The sequence below is a fragment of the Flavobacterium sp. NPDC079362 genome (assembly GCF_050267765.1).
In the GTDB taxonomy this organism is placed as follows: Bacteria; Bacteroidota; Bacteroidia; order Flavobacteriales; family Flavobacteriaceae; genus Flavobacterium; species Flavobacterium azizsancarii.
In genome coordinates this window covers 31,034-47,198 of sequence record NZ_JBNNFM010000004.1, presented here as the reverse complement: position 1 = coordinate 47,198, position 16,165 = coordinate 31,034, and the positions used below count along the sequence as shown (strand labels likewise).

Annotated in this window: 15 protein-coding genes; 13 read left to right on the top strand and 2 right to left on the bottom strand. The window is 34.6% G+C overall.

Annotation, left to right across the window (positions count from 1 at the left end):
* The first annotated feature begins 64 nt into the window (after positions 1 to 64).
* From ACQKCJ_RS05725 to ACQKCJ_RS05715, 3 genes are all read left to right on the top strand, one after another.
* Positions 65 to 2,683 carry a TonB-dependent receptor gene (locus ACQKCJ_RS05725; protein ID WP_427401571.1) on the top strand — a complete coding sequence of 873 codons (2,619 nt, stop codon included), beginning with the start codon at positions 65 to 67 and terminating at the stop codon, positions 2,681 to 2,683.
* Positions 2,684 to 2,687: 4 nt separating this feature from the next.
* The gene (locus tag ACQKCJ_RS05720; RefSeq protein WP_271334248.1) at positions 2,688 to 3,527 is read left to right on the top strand and encodes a DUF4249 domain-containing protein; all 840 of its coding nucleotides are present in this window, start codon (positions 2,688 to 2,690) and stop codon (positions 3,525 to 3,527) included.
* Positions 3,528 to 3,866: 339 nt separating this feature from the next.
* Entirely contained in the window at positions 3,867 to 4,901 is a 1,035-nt protein-coding gene (locus tag ACQKCJ_RS05715; protein WP_271334249.1) for a sulfite exporter TauE/SafE family protein, read from the top strand.
* A 39-nt stretch (positions 4,902 to 4,940) separates the two neighbouring features.
* On the opposite strand, the gene ACQKCJ_RS05710 is transcribed toward ACQKCJ_RS05715, so the two are convergent.
* Positions 4,941 to 5,900 carry a CorA family divalent cation transporter gene (locus ACQKCJ_RS05710; RefSeq protein WP_427401570.1) on the bottom strand — a complete coding sequence of 320 codons (960 nt, stop codon included), beginning with the start codon at positions 5,898 to 5,900 and terminating at the stop codon, positions 4,941 to 4,943.
* 275 nt (positions 5,901 to 6,175) lie between these two features.
* On the opposite strand from ACQKCJ_RS05710, the gene ACQKCJ_RS05705 reads away from it, so the two are divergent.
* From ACQKCJ_RS05705 to ACQKCJ_RS05680, 6 genes are all read left to right on the top strand, one after another.
* The gene (locus ACQKCJ_RS05705) at positions 6,176 to 6,739 is read left to right on the top strand and encodes a helix-turn-helix domain-containing protein (RefSeq protein ID WP_427401659.1); all 564 of its coding nucleotides are present in this window, start codon (positions 6,176 to 6,178) and stop codon (positions 6,737 to 6,739) included.
* A gap of 87 nt (positions 6,740 to 6,826) precedes the next feature.
* A complete protein-coding gene (locus ACQKCJ_RS05700) occupies positions 6,827 to 9,244 on the top strand; it encodes a heavy metal translocating P-type ATPase (RefSeq protein WP_427401569.1) in 2,418 nt (805 codons plus the stop codon).
* A 36-nt stretch (positions 9,245 to 9,280) separates the two neighbouring features.
* Entirely contained in the window at positions 9,281 to 9,652 is a 372-nt protein-coding gene (locus ACQKCJ_RS05695; RefSeq protein WP_271334252.1) for a hypothetical protein, read from the top strand.
* Positions 9,653 to 9,834: 182 nt separating this feature from the next.
* The gene (locus ACQKCJ_RS05690) at positions 9,835 to 10,413 is read left to right on the top strand and encodes a helix-turn-helix domain-containing protein (protein WP_271334253.1); all 579 of its coding nucleotides are present in this window, start codon (positions 9,835 to 9,837) and stop codon (positions 10,411 to 10,413) included.
* 103 nt (positions 10,414 to 10,516) lie between these two features.
* Complete coding sequence (locus ACQKCJ_RS05685) at positions 10,517 to 10,738, top strand: heavy-metal-associated domain-containing protein (RefSeq protein ID WP_271334254.1); 222 nt, start codon at positions 10,517 to 10,519, stop codon at positions 10,736 to 10,738.
* A gap of 155 nt (positions 10,739 to 10,893) precedes the next feature.
* Positions 10,894 to 11,865 (top strand): hydrogen peroxide-inducible genes activator, encoded by a 972-nt coding sequence (locus ACQKCJ_RS05680; protein WP_271334255.1) that lies wholly within the window; start codon positions 10,894 to 10,896, stop codon positions 11,863 to 11,865.
* A 67-nt stretch (positions 11,866 to 11,932) separates the two neighbouring features.
* On the opposite strand, the gene ACQKCJ_RS05675 is transcribed toward ACQKCJ_RS05680, so the two are convergent.
* Positions 11,933 to 12,352 carry an OsmC family protein gene (locus ACQKCJ_RS05675; RefSeq protein ID WP_271334256.1) on the bottom strand — a complete coding sequence of 140 codons (420 nt, stop codon included), beginning with the start codon at positions 12,350 to 12,352 and terminating at the stop codon, positions 11,933 to 11,935.
* A 282-nt stretch (positions 12,353 to 12,634) separates the two neighbouring features.
* Here ACQKCJ_RS05675 and ACQKCJ_RS05670 point away from each other — a divergent pair, with 282 nt between their 5' ends.
* The 4 genes from ACQKCJ_RS05670 to ACQKCJ_RS05655 all read left to right on the top strand — a co-directional run bounded on the left by ACQKCJ_RS05670 (position 12,635) and on the right by ACQKCJ_RS05655 (position 15,987).
* A complete protein-coding gene (locus tag ACQKCJ_RS05670) occupies positions 12,635 to 13,132 on the top strand; it encodes a hypothetical protein (protein WP_427401568.1) in 498 nt (165 codons plus the stop codon).
* Positions 13,129 to 13,944, top strand: a complete 816-nt coding sequence (locus ACQKCJ_RS05665; RefSeq protein WP_271334258.1) for a helix-turn-helix domain-containing protein — start codon at positions 13,129 to 13,131, stop codon at positions 13,942 to 13,944. Before ACQKCJ_RS05670 ends, ACQKCJ_RS05665 begins: the two co-directional genes overlap by 4 nt.
* 20 nt (positions 13,945 to 13,964) lie before the next feature.
* Positions 13,965 to 14,411, top strand: coding sequence for a nuclear transport factor 2 family protein (locus tag ACQKCJ_RS05660; RefSeq protein WP_427401567.1), 447 nt, complete (start codon positions 13,965 to 13,967; stop codon positions 14,409 to 14,411).
* A 160-nt stretch (positions 14,412 to 14,571) separates the two neighbouring features.
* Positions 14,572 to 15,987, top strand: coding sequence for an aldehyde dehydrogenase family protein (locus tag ACQKCJ_RS05655; RefSeq protein ID WP_427401566.1), 1,416 nt, complete (start codon positions 14,572 to 14,574; stop codon positions 15,985 to 15,987).
* The last annotated feature ends 178 nt before the right edge of the window (positions 15,988 to 16,165 follow it).

The following is a 16,165-nucleotide window of genomic DNA, read 5'->3' as shown; positions in this document are numbered from 1 at the left end:
CTTCCTTATAGTCAGGGTAGTATAAAACTATCCCATTTAATAATATTCAAAAATACAAAATTTCATGAAGCATATAATTTCAGCATGCTTTTTTTTATTCAGTTTGTCTGTGTTCTCCCAGAACATTACCGTTACGGTAGATCAAACGGTTACATTAAAAGAATTTTTTAAGGAAATTGAGAATCAAACCGACTTTAAATTTGCTTTTACAGATCAGATTAATACAGAACAAAAATACTTTACAAAAAAGCACAGCTATAAAAATATCAAAATAGAAAATCTTTTAAACGACTTGAATACAAGTGCATCTATTCAGTTTTCGATAGTAGGGAATAATATTTTTGTGAAGAAAAAAACGTCTAAATCAACTACAGCTAAAAAAAAAAACAAGCTGACAGGACAGGTTCTTAATGATGGTAACGAACCTATTATTGGTGCGAATGTCTATGTCAAAGAAGTAGAAACCGGTGTGATAACGGACAAAAACGGAATGTTTTCTATAGAGCTTGATAACGGAACTTATACTGTTGCGGTTAGTTATATAGGGCTAACCAATAAGGAAAGAAAGGTTGAAATAACTGATGATGCAAGAATGAAATTTATAATGGATTCTGACAGTCAGCAATTAGAGCAGGTGATTATCACGACAAGCAAGGCCGTTGACGTAAAGAATACTCAAATGAGTGTAAACAAGCTTTCGATGGCTGAGATTAAAAGACTGCCGACTGCTATGGGGGAACCGGATCCCTTAAAATCATTACTAACTTTGCCTGGGGTTACAAGTGCCGGAGAAGCTTCGTCAGGTTTTAATGTACGTGGGGGTGCTGCTGACCAGAATTTGATTCTTTTAGATGGTGCTCCGGTATACGGGGATTCTCATATGTTTGGTTTATTTTCTATTTTTAATGCAGATATTGTTAGCGGATTAGATTTATACAAAGGAGGGATTCCGTCTAAATTTGGAGGACGCGTTTCTTCAGTTCTTGACGTAAGTCAGCAAACTGGAGATCTTAATGAATATAAAGTAAACGGAGGTATCGGTCTTATATCAAGCCGACTTTTGGTACAGGGTCCTATAAAGAAAGATGTTGGGTCATTTATTATTGCAGGACGTGCTTCTTACGCGCATTTATTTTTAAAACTTACTGATATCAAGAGTTCGCTCATGTTTTATGATATTAATGCTAAGTTTAATTATCGTTTGGGAGCCAATAATACAATAGCTTTTTCCGGTTATACGGGAAATGATTTATTTAATATCAACAATTTTTTCAACACTACTTATGGTAATACTATGGGAACGTTTAGCTGGAAACATAAATTTTCAGACAATTTAAATACGAATCTTTCTGTTTTTTACAGTGATTATAAGTTTAATCTGGAAATACCATTTCAAAAATTTGAATGGGATAGTAAAATTACCAACTACGGGCTTAAATACAATTGGAATCACACCATATCAGACAATTTTAAACTGAACTATGGTATTGATGGTTTGTATTATGATTTTAATCCTGGAACTATACAGCCTCAAGGTATTGGTTCACAGTTTAATTACAATCAGTTAGATAAAAAATATGCTTTAGAAACGTCTGCTTATCTTGATGTTGAAAATCAGGTGACAGAAAAACTGAACCTTCGTTATGGTCTTCGTTATAGTACATTTTTACGTTTAGGTGATGAAAATATAAGTACCTATGAAAATGGACAAGCAGTAGTTTACAATCCGTTATATCATATTTATGAAGAAGGAACGCCAACTGGAAGTACTTATTACGGAAAAGGAAAAACCATCAGCAAGTTTGATAATCTTGAACCGCGATTGGCATTATCATATGCTTTTAATGATGAAACTTCGGTAAAGGCGAGTTATAACAGAATGGCGCAATACATTCATATGTTGTCGAATACCCGTGCACCGTTGCCTATGACGATCTGGACACCAAGCGGACCTTTTACAAAACCGCAAATGCTGGACCAATATGCAGTAGGATATTTTAAAAATTTGAAAGAACGTGAATATTCATTTGAAGGAGAATTGTTTTATAAAAAAATTAAAAACCGTATCGATTACATCGATGGTGCAAATCTATTAGGGAACAATAATATCGAACAAGATATCCTGAACGGGGAAGCAAGATCATATGGTATGGAGTTATTGTTCAGAAAAAACACAGGGCGTTTTACAGGATGGGTTGCTTATACTTTGTCCAGGGCAGAACAAAGAACACCCGGAAGAACACCAAGCGAACCGGGTATCGCCAACGGAGATTGGTATTTGTCCGGATACGATAAACTGCATAATTTGAATGTTACTGCAAATTACGAATTCAATCGTAAATGGTCGTTTAATGCTAATTTTAGTTTACAATCAGGTCAGCCGGTAACATATCCAAACGGTTATTATGAATTTGGCGGTATAAATGTAGCCAACTATACATTGAGAAATGCCAACAGACTTCCTGCCTATCATCACTTGGATATTGGTGCGACCTACACTCCTAAACCGGATAAAAAGAAAGGATGGCAAAGCTATTGGGTATTTAGTATCTACAATCTTTACAACAGGCAAAATGCTGCATCGATGACTTTTTCACAAAATGATAATACAGGAACGAATGAGTCCAGACAGTTATCTATTTACGGATTAATACCTGGTGTTACATATAATTTTAAATTTTAATAGCATGCTAAGATTAAAAAAATACAATTTAAAAAGTAAAGCATTTACTTTATTTAGCCTTCTTTTTGTTTTACTTTTTTTGTCCTGTGACAAAGTGGTTGAACTTGATCTGGAAACAGGAGATCCCAAAATAGTGATCGACGCCGAAATAATTTGGGAGAAAGGAACCAGCGGAAGTGAACAGACCATAAAAATAAGCAGAATGGCACCTTATTACAGTCCAACGACACCAAAAGTTTCAGGAGCACAGGTAAGAGTTGAAAATAGTGATGGAGTTATTTTTACGTTTAATGAATCTGAACCTGGCTTATATAAGTGTACTAATTTTGTGCCTGCAATTGATATGGAATATAAATTATTTGTACAAGTAGACGGACAGACTTTAACGGCTACAGAAAAATTAGTTGCTGTGCCGCCAATAGAAAGAGTAGATCAGGAGTTTATGGCAGATATAACTGGTCCTGATCTTATTGTAGTATCATTTTATTATAAAGACCCGGCTGATCAGGTCAATTATTATCTAACGGATTATAAAACTGATTTTCTTGCTTATCCGGATTATTCACCATCAAGTGATGAATTTGTTAATGGGAATGAAATAGTTGAAAAATATGCAGATACGGATCTAAAACCGGGAAAAGTTCTTGATATCACACATCGTGGTATTTCTAAAAACTTTTTTAATTACATGAATTTAATTTTACAGGCTTCAAGTTCGAATCCTTTTGGTTCGGTACCGGCTAATATCAGAGGAAATATAATCAATACAACTGATACTAATAATTTTGCACTAGGCTATTTCAGACTTTGTGAAGCAAACCATATTATTTATACAGTAAAATAAGAATTTAATTGGAGGTTGATTTGTAAATACATCTGGCATTAAAACAACAAGTGTCAGATGTATAACCTTATTACCTTGTTGGGTTTTAATCATCGCTTAGTTTCAATCAAAAATGCAGACCTATTTCATAACGGAATAGGTTTTTTTGTGTCTTTTTTATAATAGTTTACTAAAAAATAAGATTTTAGGAGTTCTATTTTTCAAGCGATCAGAGCGTATTTTAAGGATATCTTAATTTAATTGGTTACGCTCAAAAAATTAAATAGAATTATTTTTGCACTTACTTTCAATTGGTTCATAATAAGCACCATCAACTATAACAATAATTAGAAAACGGCAATGATTACAACACTTTTAATAATTTTTATTTGCAGTTTTCTTGCCTTTTCAATAAGTGCTATTTGTGGTGGCGGAGCAGGATTATTATTAATTCCGGTTTTAGGCAGGCTTTTGCCAATAAGCCAGGTTCCCGCAGCATTATCTATAGGAACTTTTACGAGTTCTGCCTCACGGTTAATCGTTTTCAGGAAACATATTTGCTGGCATATCGTAAAATATTTTGTGCCGGCAGCATTACCCGCAGTTTGGTTAGGAGCATGGTTACTGAAATTTGTAAATCCCGTTTACTTAGAAATCGCAATGGGATTATTCTTAGTAGGAAACATTCCGTTTTTGTTCAAAAAATCAAAACAGATCAATACAGTAGATAAACCAAGTAATCTGGCATTGGGAGCAATTGGTTTTACGGCAGGTTTTTTATCCGGACTTACAGGCGCCGTGGGATTACTTTTTAATAAGTTTTATTTGCGTTACGGGTTAACAAAAGAAGGCATTATAGCCACACGAGCTGCCAATGAAATAATCCTGCATTTAGTAAAAATTGTTCTCTACACGCTTTTTGGGCTAATTTCCCTAAAGGTTATTTATGTTGGTATTGTAGTCGCTGTTGCCGCCGTATTGTCGACCTGGTCTATGAAGTTTTTATTGCCAAGGATCAGCGAACTTGTGTTTAAGAAAATAGGTTACTTTGCTATGGTTATTTCAGGTCTTATGATGTTGACACAATCAGGTTCAGAGTTGCTGACAACTCAAAATATTGGTTTTACCATTAATGAAAAAACCAAAGGATTAGAGACTAAAATGAGATGGGAAAACGCCAGATACGCCCTTGAATTTAGTTATGATGAAGGATTTGAATTTGAACAAATGATCCCAATTACAGATCTAACAACAGAGCAGCAAAAGTTAGTAATGGATAAAAAAGAAAACGCTGACGAAATAATCATTGAAGCTGTTTACGGAATCCGTTCAAAATCTTATGAAGCCTATTATTTTAAAAACGATGAATTAATCAACAAAATTGACTTTAAGTAGCCGGGTTGATTGGGATTAAATTAAAAAAAAGCAAATCAATTACAGCCATTTTTTTCGTTTGAACCACAATAATGGGACAACAAAACAAAGCAGTAATAGTATTGCAGCATACACATAGCCGTATTTCCATTCGAGTTCAGGCATGTATTTAAAATTCATACCATAAATTCCGGCAATAAGCATAGGCAATGAAATACAAGTGGTGATAATCGTTAATGTTTTAAAGATTCGGTTTTGTTCCAGGTCTATTTTATTGCTTACATAATCTTTAAGATCTTCGAGTCGTTCAAAATTGTTCACTACATATTCGTTGATAACCGTTAGATCCTCAAGTTCAAAAATAATTGCTTCCTTTATTTCAGGACTTAATTTGTTGCTCTTTTTCAAAAGCAGTAAAATTCTTCTAAATTCATTCAGCGATTCCCTAATAAGATAATTATCGAATTTCAGGGCCGTTAATTCATCCAGTTCTTTTTCTGAAAAAGCTTTTCGCTTCTGGGAATTGTAATAAGTGTTTTTAATGTTTTTTGAAATTACTTCAGTTAAATCTGCAAAATAATCCGGAACGATCCCAATCAGCTTTCGAAGAAATGAATCTAAAGTGAGCGGGAAATTTTTCATGTTTTCAAAATATTCATGTTTTTTAGTTTCGGAGATAAATTGCTCAAAATTTACTGCCATAAACGAAAACATTATATTTTCCTTTAATATAAAAGACACAATCATCTCTTCGATCTTATTCTGATCAGAATAGTAAGGAAATGAAAAATTAAAAGCCAGCTGGTTTTCATTTTCCGCATAGTGAGAACTTATTTCAATATCGTCACTGTTGCTCAATATCGAAGTATCGATATCAAAAAGCTTTTCAATTTCTATAACATCATCTTTCGAATAATCAATAAGCTGTAAACTGGATATAGAACTCAAGTCTTTCGGCATTTCACCAATGCTTTTTATCGTGATAATATGGTTATGTTTATCTAAATATTCAATAATCATTATTACTTTTTATTTATTAATATATAAGATTAAAAGACAGCTGTATTCTAACAAATGTAGGGAAATATTCAGGAGTAATTTAAATTTTAATAAGTGCCTTATTTAAAGATCATAACAATTAAATCTTGTTTTAAAACCCCAATAAAAACAACGATTGTTTATAATGCGTTTAAGAATACAGATCAGAGAGAGTCATTTTAAAAATAATCTATAATAGAATTTTAATAGTAAGTTTGCCTATTATATAAAATATAAAAATGGGATTGAATAAGGATATGAGCATACTATTTATTAAAAATATGGTCTGCAACCGTTGTATAATGGTAGTTGAGAATGAGCTTGAAAAACTTGATTTAGACTTTACAAATATCACGTTAGGCGAAGTCACCCTGGCAAAAGAACTCAATCCTGAAAAGCGTAATGCACTCGAAGCAGCATTGATTCCCTTAGGTTTTGAAGTGATAGATGATAAAAAAAGCAGAATCATCGAGAAAATAAAAAATAGCATCATCGATCTTGTACACCATCAGGATAATGATACAAAAAGCAATTTATCTGACCTGCTGAGTGAAAAGCTCAACCACGATTATAATTATCTTTCTAATCTTTTTTCTGATGTGGAAGGCACCACGATAGAAAAATATTTTATCGCCCAAAAGGTCGAAAAAGTAAAAGAACTTTTGGTTTATGATGAGTTATCGTTAAGCGAGATTGCGCTGCGCCTTAATTATTCAAGTGTTGCTTACCTCAGCAATCAGTTCAAAAAAGTAACGGGATTAACGCCAAGTCATTTCAAACAAATTCGAGAAGAAAAAAGAAAACCACTGGATAAGGTTTAAGTAAATGTTACAAATCAAATCCATAATTGCGCAATAGAATTCATGTGTATAGTTGCCAACTTTGCATGTAAATACAACAAGCGAATTATGGCGACAAATACAATAAAGGAAACAATTTATATCCCTCTTGAAGACGTAGAGAGCGAGCACTGTGCATTAATCGTAGAAAAAGGATTAGCACAGGTTGCAGGTGTTGAAACCCACAAAGTAGAAATAAACAACCGCAGAGCGGCCATTACTGTCAAAGGAAATGAGACCGTTGCTAATGCCGTAAAGGCAATTAAGGATCTTGGTTATGGTGTGCCAACAGTCAGAAATACCTTTCCGGTTCTGGGCATGACTTGTGCTTCATGTGCGGGAAGTGCAGAAAGCATCGTAACGTATGAGTTAGGAGTAGTGGGAGCTTCGGTAAACTTTGCAACCGGAAATCTAACGGTAGAATATCTTCCTAATCTAACAGATGCTGTTAAACTACAAAAAGCAGTTCAGGCTGTTGGTTACGACTTGCTTATTGTTGACGAAACAAAACAGCAGGAATCTCTTGAAGCGATTCATGAAGAAAAATTTAAAAAATTAAAAGCCAAAACCATTTGGGCCGTTATTTTGTCGTTGCCGGTAGTAACTATTGGTATGTTCTTTATGGATATGCCTTATGGTAACGAAATCATGTGGTTCTTTTCGACACCGGTAGTGCTTTGGCTCGGTAAAGATTTCTTTATCAATGCATGGAAACAGACGAAACACCGTTCTGCCAATATGGATACTCTGGTAGCTTTAAGTACGGGAATTGCTTATTTGTTCAGTGTTTTCAATATGCTTTTCATGGATTTCTGGCACCAACGCGGATTACACGCCCATGTTTATTTTGAAGCAGCAGCTGTAGTTATCGCATTTATACTTCTTGGTAAATTATTAGAAGAAAAAGCAAAAGGCAATACCTCATCAGCTATTAAAAAGTTAATGGGATTACAGCCAAAAACCGTAATAGTCATTCAACCTGACGGAACAGAAAAACAAGTAGCTATTGAAGACGTAAGTGTTGATGCGATTATTCTTGTAAAACCCGGTGAGAAAATTGCAGTTGACGGCATGGTTACTTCCGGTCATTCCTATGTAGATGAAAGCATGCTGAGCGGTGAACCTGTGCCTGTATTAAAAACAGAAAACGAAAAGGTATTTGCCGGAACTATAAATCAAAAAGGAAGTTTCAGGTTCAAAGCTGTCAAGGTAGGAAAGGAAACCATGCTTGCCCAAATTATAAAAATGGTGCAGGATGCTCAGGGAAGCAAAGCCCCCGTGCAAAAATTGGTAGATAAAATTGCGGGTATTTTTGTCCCAATTGTTATTGGTATCGCTATTATTACATTCCTTCTTTGGTTCTTTCTGGGAGGAGAAAATGCAGTTGCACAAGCATTGCTGGCAGCAGTTACCGTATTGGTTATTGCTTGTCCGTGTGCTTTAGGACTTGCTACACCTACGGCAATTATGGTAGGAGTGGGTAAAGGTGCTGAAAATGGAATCTTAATCAAAGATGCCGAAAGCCTGGAACTGGCAAGAAAAGTTACGGCTATCGTCCTGGATAAAACTGGAACGATTACAGAAGGAAGACCAGAAGTTACCGGTATAAAATGGTTAGATAATCAAGACGCGACAAAAGACATCTTAATCAGTATCGAAAAGCAATCGGAACATCCTTTGGCGGAAGCCGTAGTAAAAAATTTGAAAGGCGCACAAAGTGTGGTTTTATCCAATTTTGATAGTATCACAGGTAAAGGCGCAAAAGCAGATTATCAGGCTGAAACTTATTTTGTAGGGAACAGGAAATTATTGACAGAGAATAACATTGTTATTGCCGATTCATTATTGAAACAAGCAGAAGAATGGGGCAGAGAATCAAAAACCGTAATTTGGTTTGCCAATAGTAAGCAGGCACTTTCTGTTATTGCTATTTCTGATAAGATAAAAGAAACATCTGTAGAAGCCATTAGACAAATGCAGGAAATGGGCATTGAATTGTATATGCTTACCGGAGATAATGAAGCTACTGCAAAAGCCATTGCCGGACAAACAGGAATCAAACATTACAAAGCAGAAGTAATGCCACAGCACAAAGCAGATTTTGTAAAAGAATTACAAAAACAAGGCAAAGTTGTTGCCATGGTAGGCGATGGTATTAATGACAGTACTGCTTTGGCAACCGCTGATGTAAGTATCGCCATGGGTAAAGGAAGCGACATTGCAATGGATGTAGCGAAGATGACTATTATTTCATCAGATCTTACCAAGATTCCTCAGGCCATCCGCTTGTCGAAGCAAACCGTCGCCACTATCAAACAAAACTTATTCTGGGCATTTATATACAATCTTATCGGTATTCCGCTTGCGGCGGGTATATTATATCCAATAAACGGATTCTTGCTCAACCCAATGATAGCTGGAGCCGCAATGGCTTTGAGCAGTGTTAGTGTGGTAAGCAACAGCCTGCGTTTGAAATGGAAAAAATAAACTCAGATTCTCAAAGAACAATAAATAGTGATCAAGATGAAACTAAATAAATTTGTGATAATAATATTGGCTTCAATAACAGTATTTGCTTCGTCGTGCGGAAGTGATACTAAGAAAATAAACGATACTGATAATACCGATAATCTCCACAATAATGCTGAAGATGCAGAAAAAAAAGACACGGTAGAAAAAACAAACAAGTACGAAAATGAATTGGGTCAGGCACTTGATAAAAACGGAAAATTTATAACAGGTTGCCCGTCACACAAAGAAATGATAGGCTCAAAAGGAGACAAATGCCCTAAGTGCAATTACATGACAATGATGCCTATAACCTGGTCTTTACAAGGAATAGACACCGTAAGAGTAACAAGTTTATCAGACTATAATCCTCCTGTCATCAAATAAAGCAATCTATTGGGTCTAACAGAAGTTTTATATGTTAAACCCAATAGATTAAAGAAATAATTTTAGTTGTAGAAAACTCCTTGATGCGTTTGCCAAACGGCGGTTTCATATTTTTTGGCCGCCGTTTTTTATTTTCTTTCATTTTCAAAGAGTCTTACAGCTAAGATTTCAAAAGCAATTTTATGATATTATTAATTAAAGGGATGGTGTGTAACAGATGCATTTATGTACTTGAACAGGAATTTTTAAAATTAAGGTTCGAAATCATTGATATTGAATTAGGGCGCATCGTACTAAAAGATACAGAAGATCTTACCATGCATTTGAGCACAATTAAATCCATGTTGGAAAAGTATGGATTTGAATTGCTTTTTAGTAAAACCCAGGAAACTGTAGAAAAGATCAAAGAGCTCGTAGAAACCGGGATTACGATGCAATTAGATTCCGGAATACCAGTTAGGTTCTCTTTATTAATAAGCAATAAACTGAATAAGAGTTACGATGCGCTCAGTGCTTTGTTTTCTTCTATAGAAGGAGAAACACTTGAAAAATATATCATTTTAAGAAAAATTGAAAAAATAAAAGAACTTCTGGTTTATACTAATCAGTCAATGTCTCAAATCACACATACTTTAGGCTATAGCAGTCCCGCACATTTATCGAATCAATTAAAGAAATATACCGGATTTACTTCTTCCTACTATAAACAAATAAGACGCGATAAGTTGGCTATTATTGAGGAACAATCAGATAAAATATAAATCAGTAAATGTCACAAATCAAATAAGGAATAGTGCAAAGAAATTGAAGCATAAATGGCGGAAATTTGCTTTATAAAAATAACAATAATAAGCATTAAATAATATGGAAAAGAAAGATCTTCAATTCAAAACAACCCTTAATTGCGGTGGATGTGTAGCCAAAGTAAAATCTGATTTAGATAGTGCCGAAGGTATCGGCGATTGGAGTGTAGACACCAACAATAATGATAAAATCCTTACCGTTGCATCAGAAGGAGCTACAGAGGACGAAATAATTGCCATCATCAAAAGCAAAGGTTTTAAGGCTGAGCCTTTAACTGTTTAATATCAGAAACACTTCTTTAATTTTAAAACTCCAAAATTTTATGATTTTGGAGTTTTTTTATGATGAGACAATATAAAACAGTAGTAATTTTTATTCTGATTTTGTTATATCAAAAATTGTATTATTTTTTATCTTTATAAAATAAATTTATAATCATGACCATACAGCAATTAAAGTATATTGTAGCATTAGATGATGAACGTCATTTTGCAAGAGCAGCAGAGGCGTGTATGGTTTCACAACCCGGACTTACAATTCAGTTAAAAAATCTTGAGGAAGAAATAGGCATTAAAATCTTTGATCGCAATAAAGTTCCACTGACACCTACAACACTGGGAAAGGAAATTATAAACAGGGCAAGAAAGATCCTGAAAGAAGCAGATGAGATTCGCGATTTTGTAGTAAACGAAAAAAACGTGTTAGAAGGCGAAATCCGATTAGGAATAATTTCAACCTTGTCTCCATATCTCATTCCATTGTTTATTAAGGCAATGAAAGAAGCTACTCCCAAAGTACATTTTATTATAAAAGAAGCCAATACAGGACAGTTAATGAAGGATCTTGAATCAGGCGCGCTGGATGTGGTAATTATGGCTACACCAACAGGAAATTCAAATTTAATAGAACATCCAATCTTCAAAGAACCTTTTGTAGCCTATTTAAATGAGCTTCACCCAATGGCAAATGACGAATTTTATGAGATTCAGCCGGGAGATAAAACAGAATTATTACTGCTTCATAGTGAGTTTTGTTACAATGCACAATTGCTTGATATCTGCGGTATCAAAACACCCGGAAAAATAAAAGAGCAGTTTACTTATGATATCAGTTCTATCGAAACTTTAAAGAATTTAGTTCGTGCGCAATTAGGATTCGCAATTATACCGGAACTTTCTGTTCTTAACGAAAAGGATATGAAACTTTTTAAACCCTTTAAAGAACCTAAGCCGGTACGAGAAATCAGCTTAGTAGTTTCTGATTCTTTTTCGAAAAAACTACTGCTTGAAAAAATGAATGAAGCGATCTGGAATTGTCTTCCGGAATCACTTCAAAAAGACTTTGTTTATCGCAAAATACGATGGAACGATTCTCCTTATTTTGTAAAATCAGTAAGTAAATTCATGTAATAATAAGAAAGCCTGACGAAGAGACGTCAGGCTTTGTGATATATCAATTATAAAAAGCTGTTTTGCATTATGCAATTAGTGTCGCTGACAAAGTAATTTCAGTATTCAATAATTTTGAAATAGGGCAAATCTCTTTTGCTTTTTGCGCTGCCTTCTGGAAATCATCTTCAGAAATTCCGGGAACTTTCCCATTCAGGATTAATTGAATCAATGTAATGGTGCCATCTTCAAAAGTAACTTTGGCTTCAGTATTCAAATCTTCCGGAGTAAAACCGGCTTCAGTAAGTAAAAAGCTTAATTGCATGGTAAAACAACCGGAATGGGCTGCTGCAATTAATTCTTCAGGATTAGTACCTACACCTTCTTCAAAACGGGTTTTAAAAGATAATTGTGCCTCATTCAAGGTTGTACTTTGTGTAGTAATAGTTCCTTTTCCTTCCATTCCTGTACCTTTCCAGTTTGCGTTTGCTCTTCTTGTAAATTTCATGATCTTAAATTTTAATAGTTATTTTTTGTTACTACAAATCATTTGTTCTGATTTGACAGGACAAATTTAGGACAGGTCTTGTTATTAATCAAATTAATAATTTTTTGCAGTTATAAATATTATTTATAATCATGTTCAGGAGTGTATAATCTTCCATAAGATGAAAAACATCTCTGCCATAATAAAATAAAAATGAGCCATATACCAAATAATAATTGAACCATATAGAAAATACTTCATTCAATAAAACGCTGTAAATTTGTAATATAAAATTATAACAAGATGGATATTTTAAAAGTAAGTACAGATTGGGCTAAAGCGGAGGTTTTTTCTTCTAAAATAACTTTGCTATTTGGTTTATTGTTTTTTATAATAGCCTTTGGATTTTGGCAGCTTGGTAAAACGCCTATGGCAAAAGCATTTGTGTGGCCTATATTAGTATCAGGCGTTTTGATCCTCGTAATTTCGGCAGGTTTGTATTTTACCAATAAACCCAGAATTGCACAATTCGAAACTGCTTATAGAACAGATGCAAAAGCCTTTATTACTATAGAAACAGCACGTACTGCAAAATCGCAAAGTGAACTTGCAATGGTTTTCAAGGTACTTCCGCTGATTATTATTGCAGCAGCATTGTTGATTGTGTTTCTCAATACGCCTTTATGGCGGGCCATTGGTATTACCACTATAGCATTGATGACCTTGCTGATGTTTATCGACAGCAATACTGATGCAAGAAATACAGTATATAATCAATACCTCTTATCTCAGCAACAATGAACGAAGAAGTACAACCCAAAACCAAAGTTTTAGAAGACAGCTTTGTGTATTCGTGTTTGTTTAAGGACGAACGTGGTTATGATCAATTTGTACCGCATCATGTATTGGCATTTCAGTTTTCCGGAGAAACACGTGTTCAGTATCAAAGTGAAAAATTGGTTCTAAAAAAGAACCAAATGCTGTTGGTGCAGAAAAATCAATTGGCAAAATCGATGAAGTTTCCTGTTGGAGATGAGGTTTATAAAAGCATTTCTATAATTATTACAGATGATGTCCTGCGTGAATACGCAATAAACAATGGCATTTATGAAAGTAAACCATATAGGGGAGACAAAGTGATGTTACTGAAACCGGATGCGTTGATGAAAGGCTATTTTCAATCCTTATTGGCTTATATAGAACAGTCAGAAGATGTAAGCAAAAAATTAGCCATGATCAAAACAAATGAAGCCCTGGCATTATTGTTACATCTAAATCCCTCTTTGAAGTCCTTTTTATTTGATTTTTCAGAACCTTATAAAATTGATCTCGAAAAATTTATGCTTCAAAACTATCATTATAATGTATCAGTTGAGCAATTTGCTAAACTTACAGGAAGAAGTCTGGCCTCTTTTAAAAGAGATTTTAGTCAAATTTTCAAAACCTCGCCACGCAAATGGTTACAGGAAAAACGATTGACAGTAGCCTATCAGCTTATTCAGGAAAAAAAGCAAAAGCCTATTGAGATTTATTTAGAATTAGGTTTCGAAAACCTCTCTCATTTTTACACCGCTTTCAAGCAGAAGTTTGGCGTGACACCTGCCAGTATTTAATAACATAAAATTAAAAAACAATGAATACCGAAGAACAATTACAGCAAACTGCAGATCGATTGGCCATTAGCGAATTAATAGACAAATATGCATTTTGCGCTGATACCCGTGATGCAAAAGGGCAAATGGCGTTATTTACAGAAGATACTAATTTTGTGGTATTTATGGATGCAAAGGCTCCTGAACCAACAATGGTTATCAGCAAGCGAAATGACCTTTTTCCTGTGTTTGATAATCTAAATTCTTATAATGCCACAATGCACTTTAACGGGCAAAAAAGTATACAATTAGATGGAGATTCCGCAACTGGCCTTGCGTATTGCATCGCGCATCATCAGACGATCGAAGATGGAGTTCAGAAATTAATGATCGCTTATATTAAATACCATGACAAATTTGTGAAACAAAATAATCAATGGTTTTTTGCTGAACGTAAATTGATGGTAGACTGGATCGAAAACAGATAAGAAATTGAATTATCATAAAAAGTAACCACCTGAGCTTTCAGGTGGTTTTTTTATACAAAATCAGTACAAATGAGCCCTATAGCAAATTATCTTTGAGCTTTAGAGAAAGTCTTTTCGCAGTATGATTACTGACCTTTACAGTAACAAAAAAAGACTTATTATGACGACAATTGATAAAGTTTATATCAACGGAGAATTTGTAACACCACATGGTACACAAAGATTTGACCTTATTAGCCCTGTTACAAATCAAAAAACAGGTGAGGCAGTTTTAGGAGATGAGGTCGATACCCAAAATGCTATTGCTGCAGCAAAAGATGCTTATAAAACATTCTCGAAAACCACCAAAGAAGAGCGTATTAGCTATCTTGAAAAGTTGCGTGCTATCGTAAGCAGACGTGAAAAAGACCTGACGAATGTAATGGTAGAAGAATATGGTGGAACATTTCAGTTTTGCTCGATGGTTTCGCAAAATATGGTAAGTGATTTTAGCGCGATCATTGATGTATTGAAGAATTTCGATTTCGAACAAACTGTAGGGAATTCAAAAGTTTATTTACAGCCGGTAGGAGTTGTAGGGATTATTATCCCCTGGAATATGAGTAACGGATTCATTGTTACCAAACTTTCTACTGCTATTGCCGCAGGTTGTACAGTTGTTGTAAAACCAAGTGAAATGAGTACACAGCAAACACAAATTATTGCTGAATGTTTTCATGAGGCTGGTTTACCAAAAGGCGTTATAAATTTTGTAAATGGTCTGGGTGATGTAGTTGGTGCAGAACTTACCGGTAATATAAATGTTTCGAAAATTGCTTTTACAGGTTCAACAGCAGTAGGGAAAATAATTGCAAAAGGCGCCGTTGATTCAATGAAAAGAGTTACCCTCGAACTGGGAGGAAAATCTCCTAATGTTATCTTAGACGATGCTAATTTACAGGAAGCGATTCCAACTGCAATTTTTGCGGCATACTTAAATAGCGGTCAGGCTTGTGCAGCGGCGACCCGTTTACTCGTTCCTGAAAGCAAACTAGAAGAAGTAAATGCAATAGCAAAAGCTGTGATTCAAAATATAAAAGTGGGTAATCCTAAAGATGTCGATACTGTTGTGGGACCAATGGTAAATAAAAAACAATACGAACGTGTGCAGGACTATATCAGGATTGGTCAGCAGGAAGGAGCAACATTATTAGTTGGCGGCGAAGGAAAACCAGAAGGATTAGAAGACGGAAACTATGTAAAAGCAACCATTTTTACTAATGTAAAAAATGATATGCGTATTGCTCAGGAAGAAATTTTTGGTCCGGTATTATCAATTATCCCGTACAAAGACGAAGAAGATGCTATTGCAATAGCAAATGACACCAGTTACGGATTAGCTGCTTATGTAAGTTCTGCCAGTAAAGAGAGAGCTTATCACGTAGCTTCTCAAATTGATGCAGGCAGAATTTGTATCAATGGTATTTCGCACGATTCAAAAGCTCCTTTTGGCGGATTTAAACAATCAGGAATTGGCAGGGAATACGGCATTTTTGGTTTAGAAGAATACTTAGAGCCAAAAGCTATTTTAGAATAATCTAAGTATACGCAACAGCAATAATTGATATGCTGATCAAATTAATATTGTTTAAAGTATAGCTTTTAGTAAGTGAATCGTAATAGATAAATTTCAATACTTTATTAGATATAAAAAACTCCTCATTTTAATTATTGAGGAGTTTTCTATTTCAGCCTGATTTGCAATTTTTTTAGAT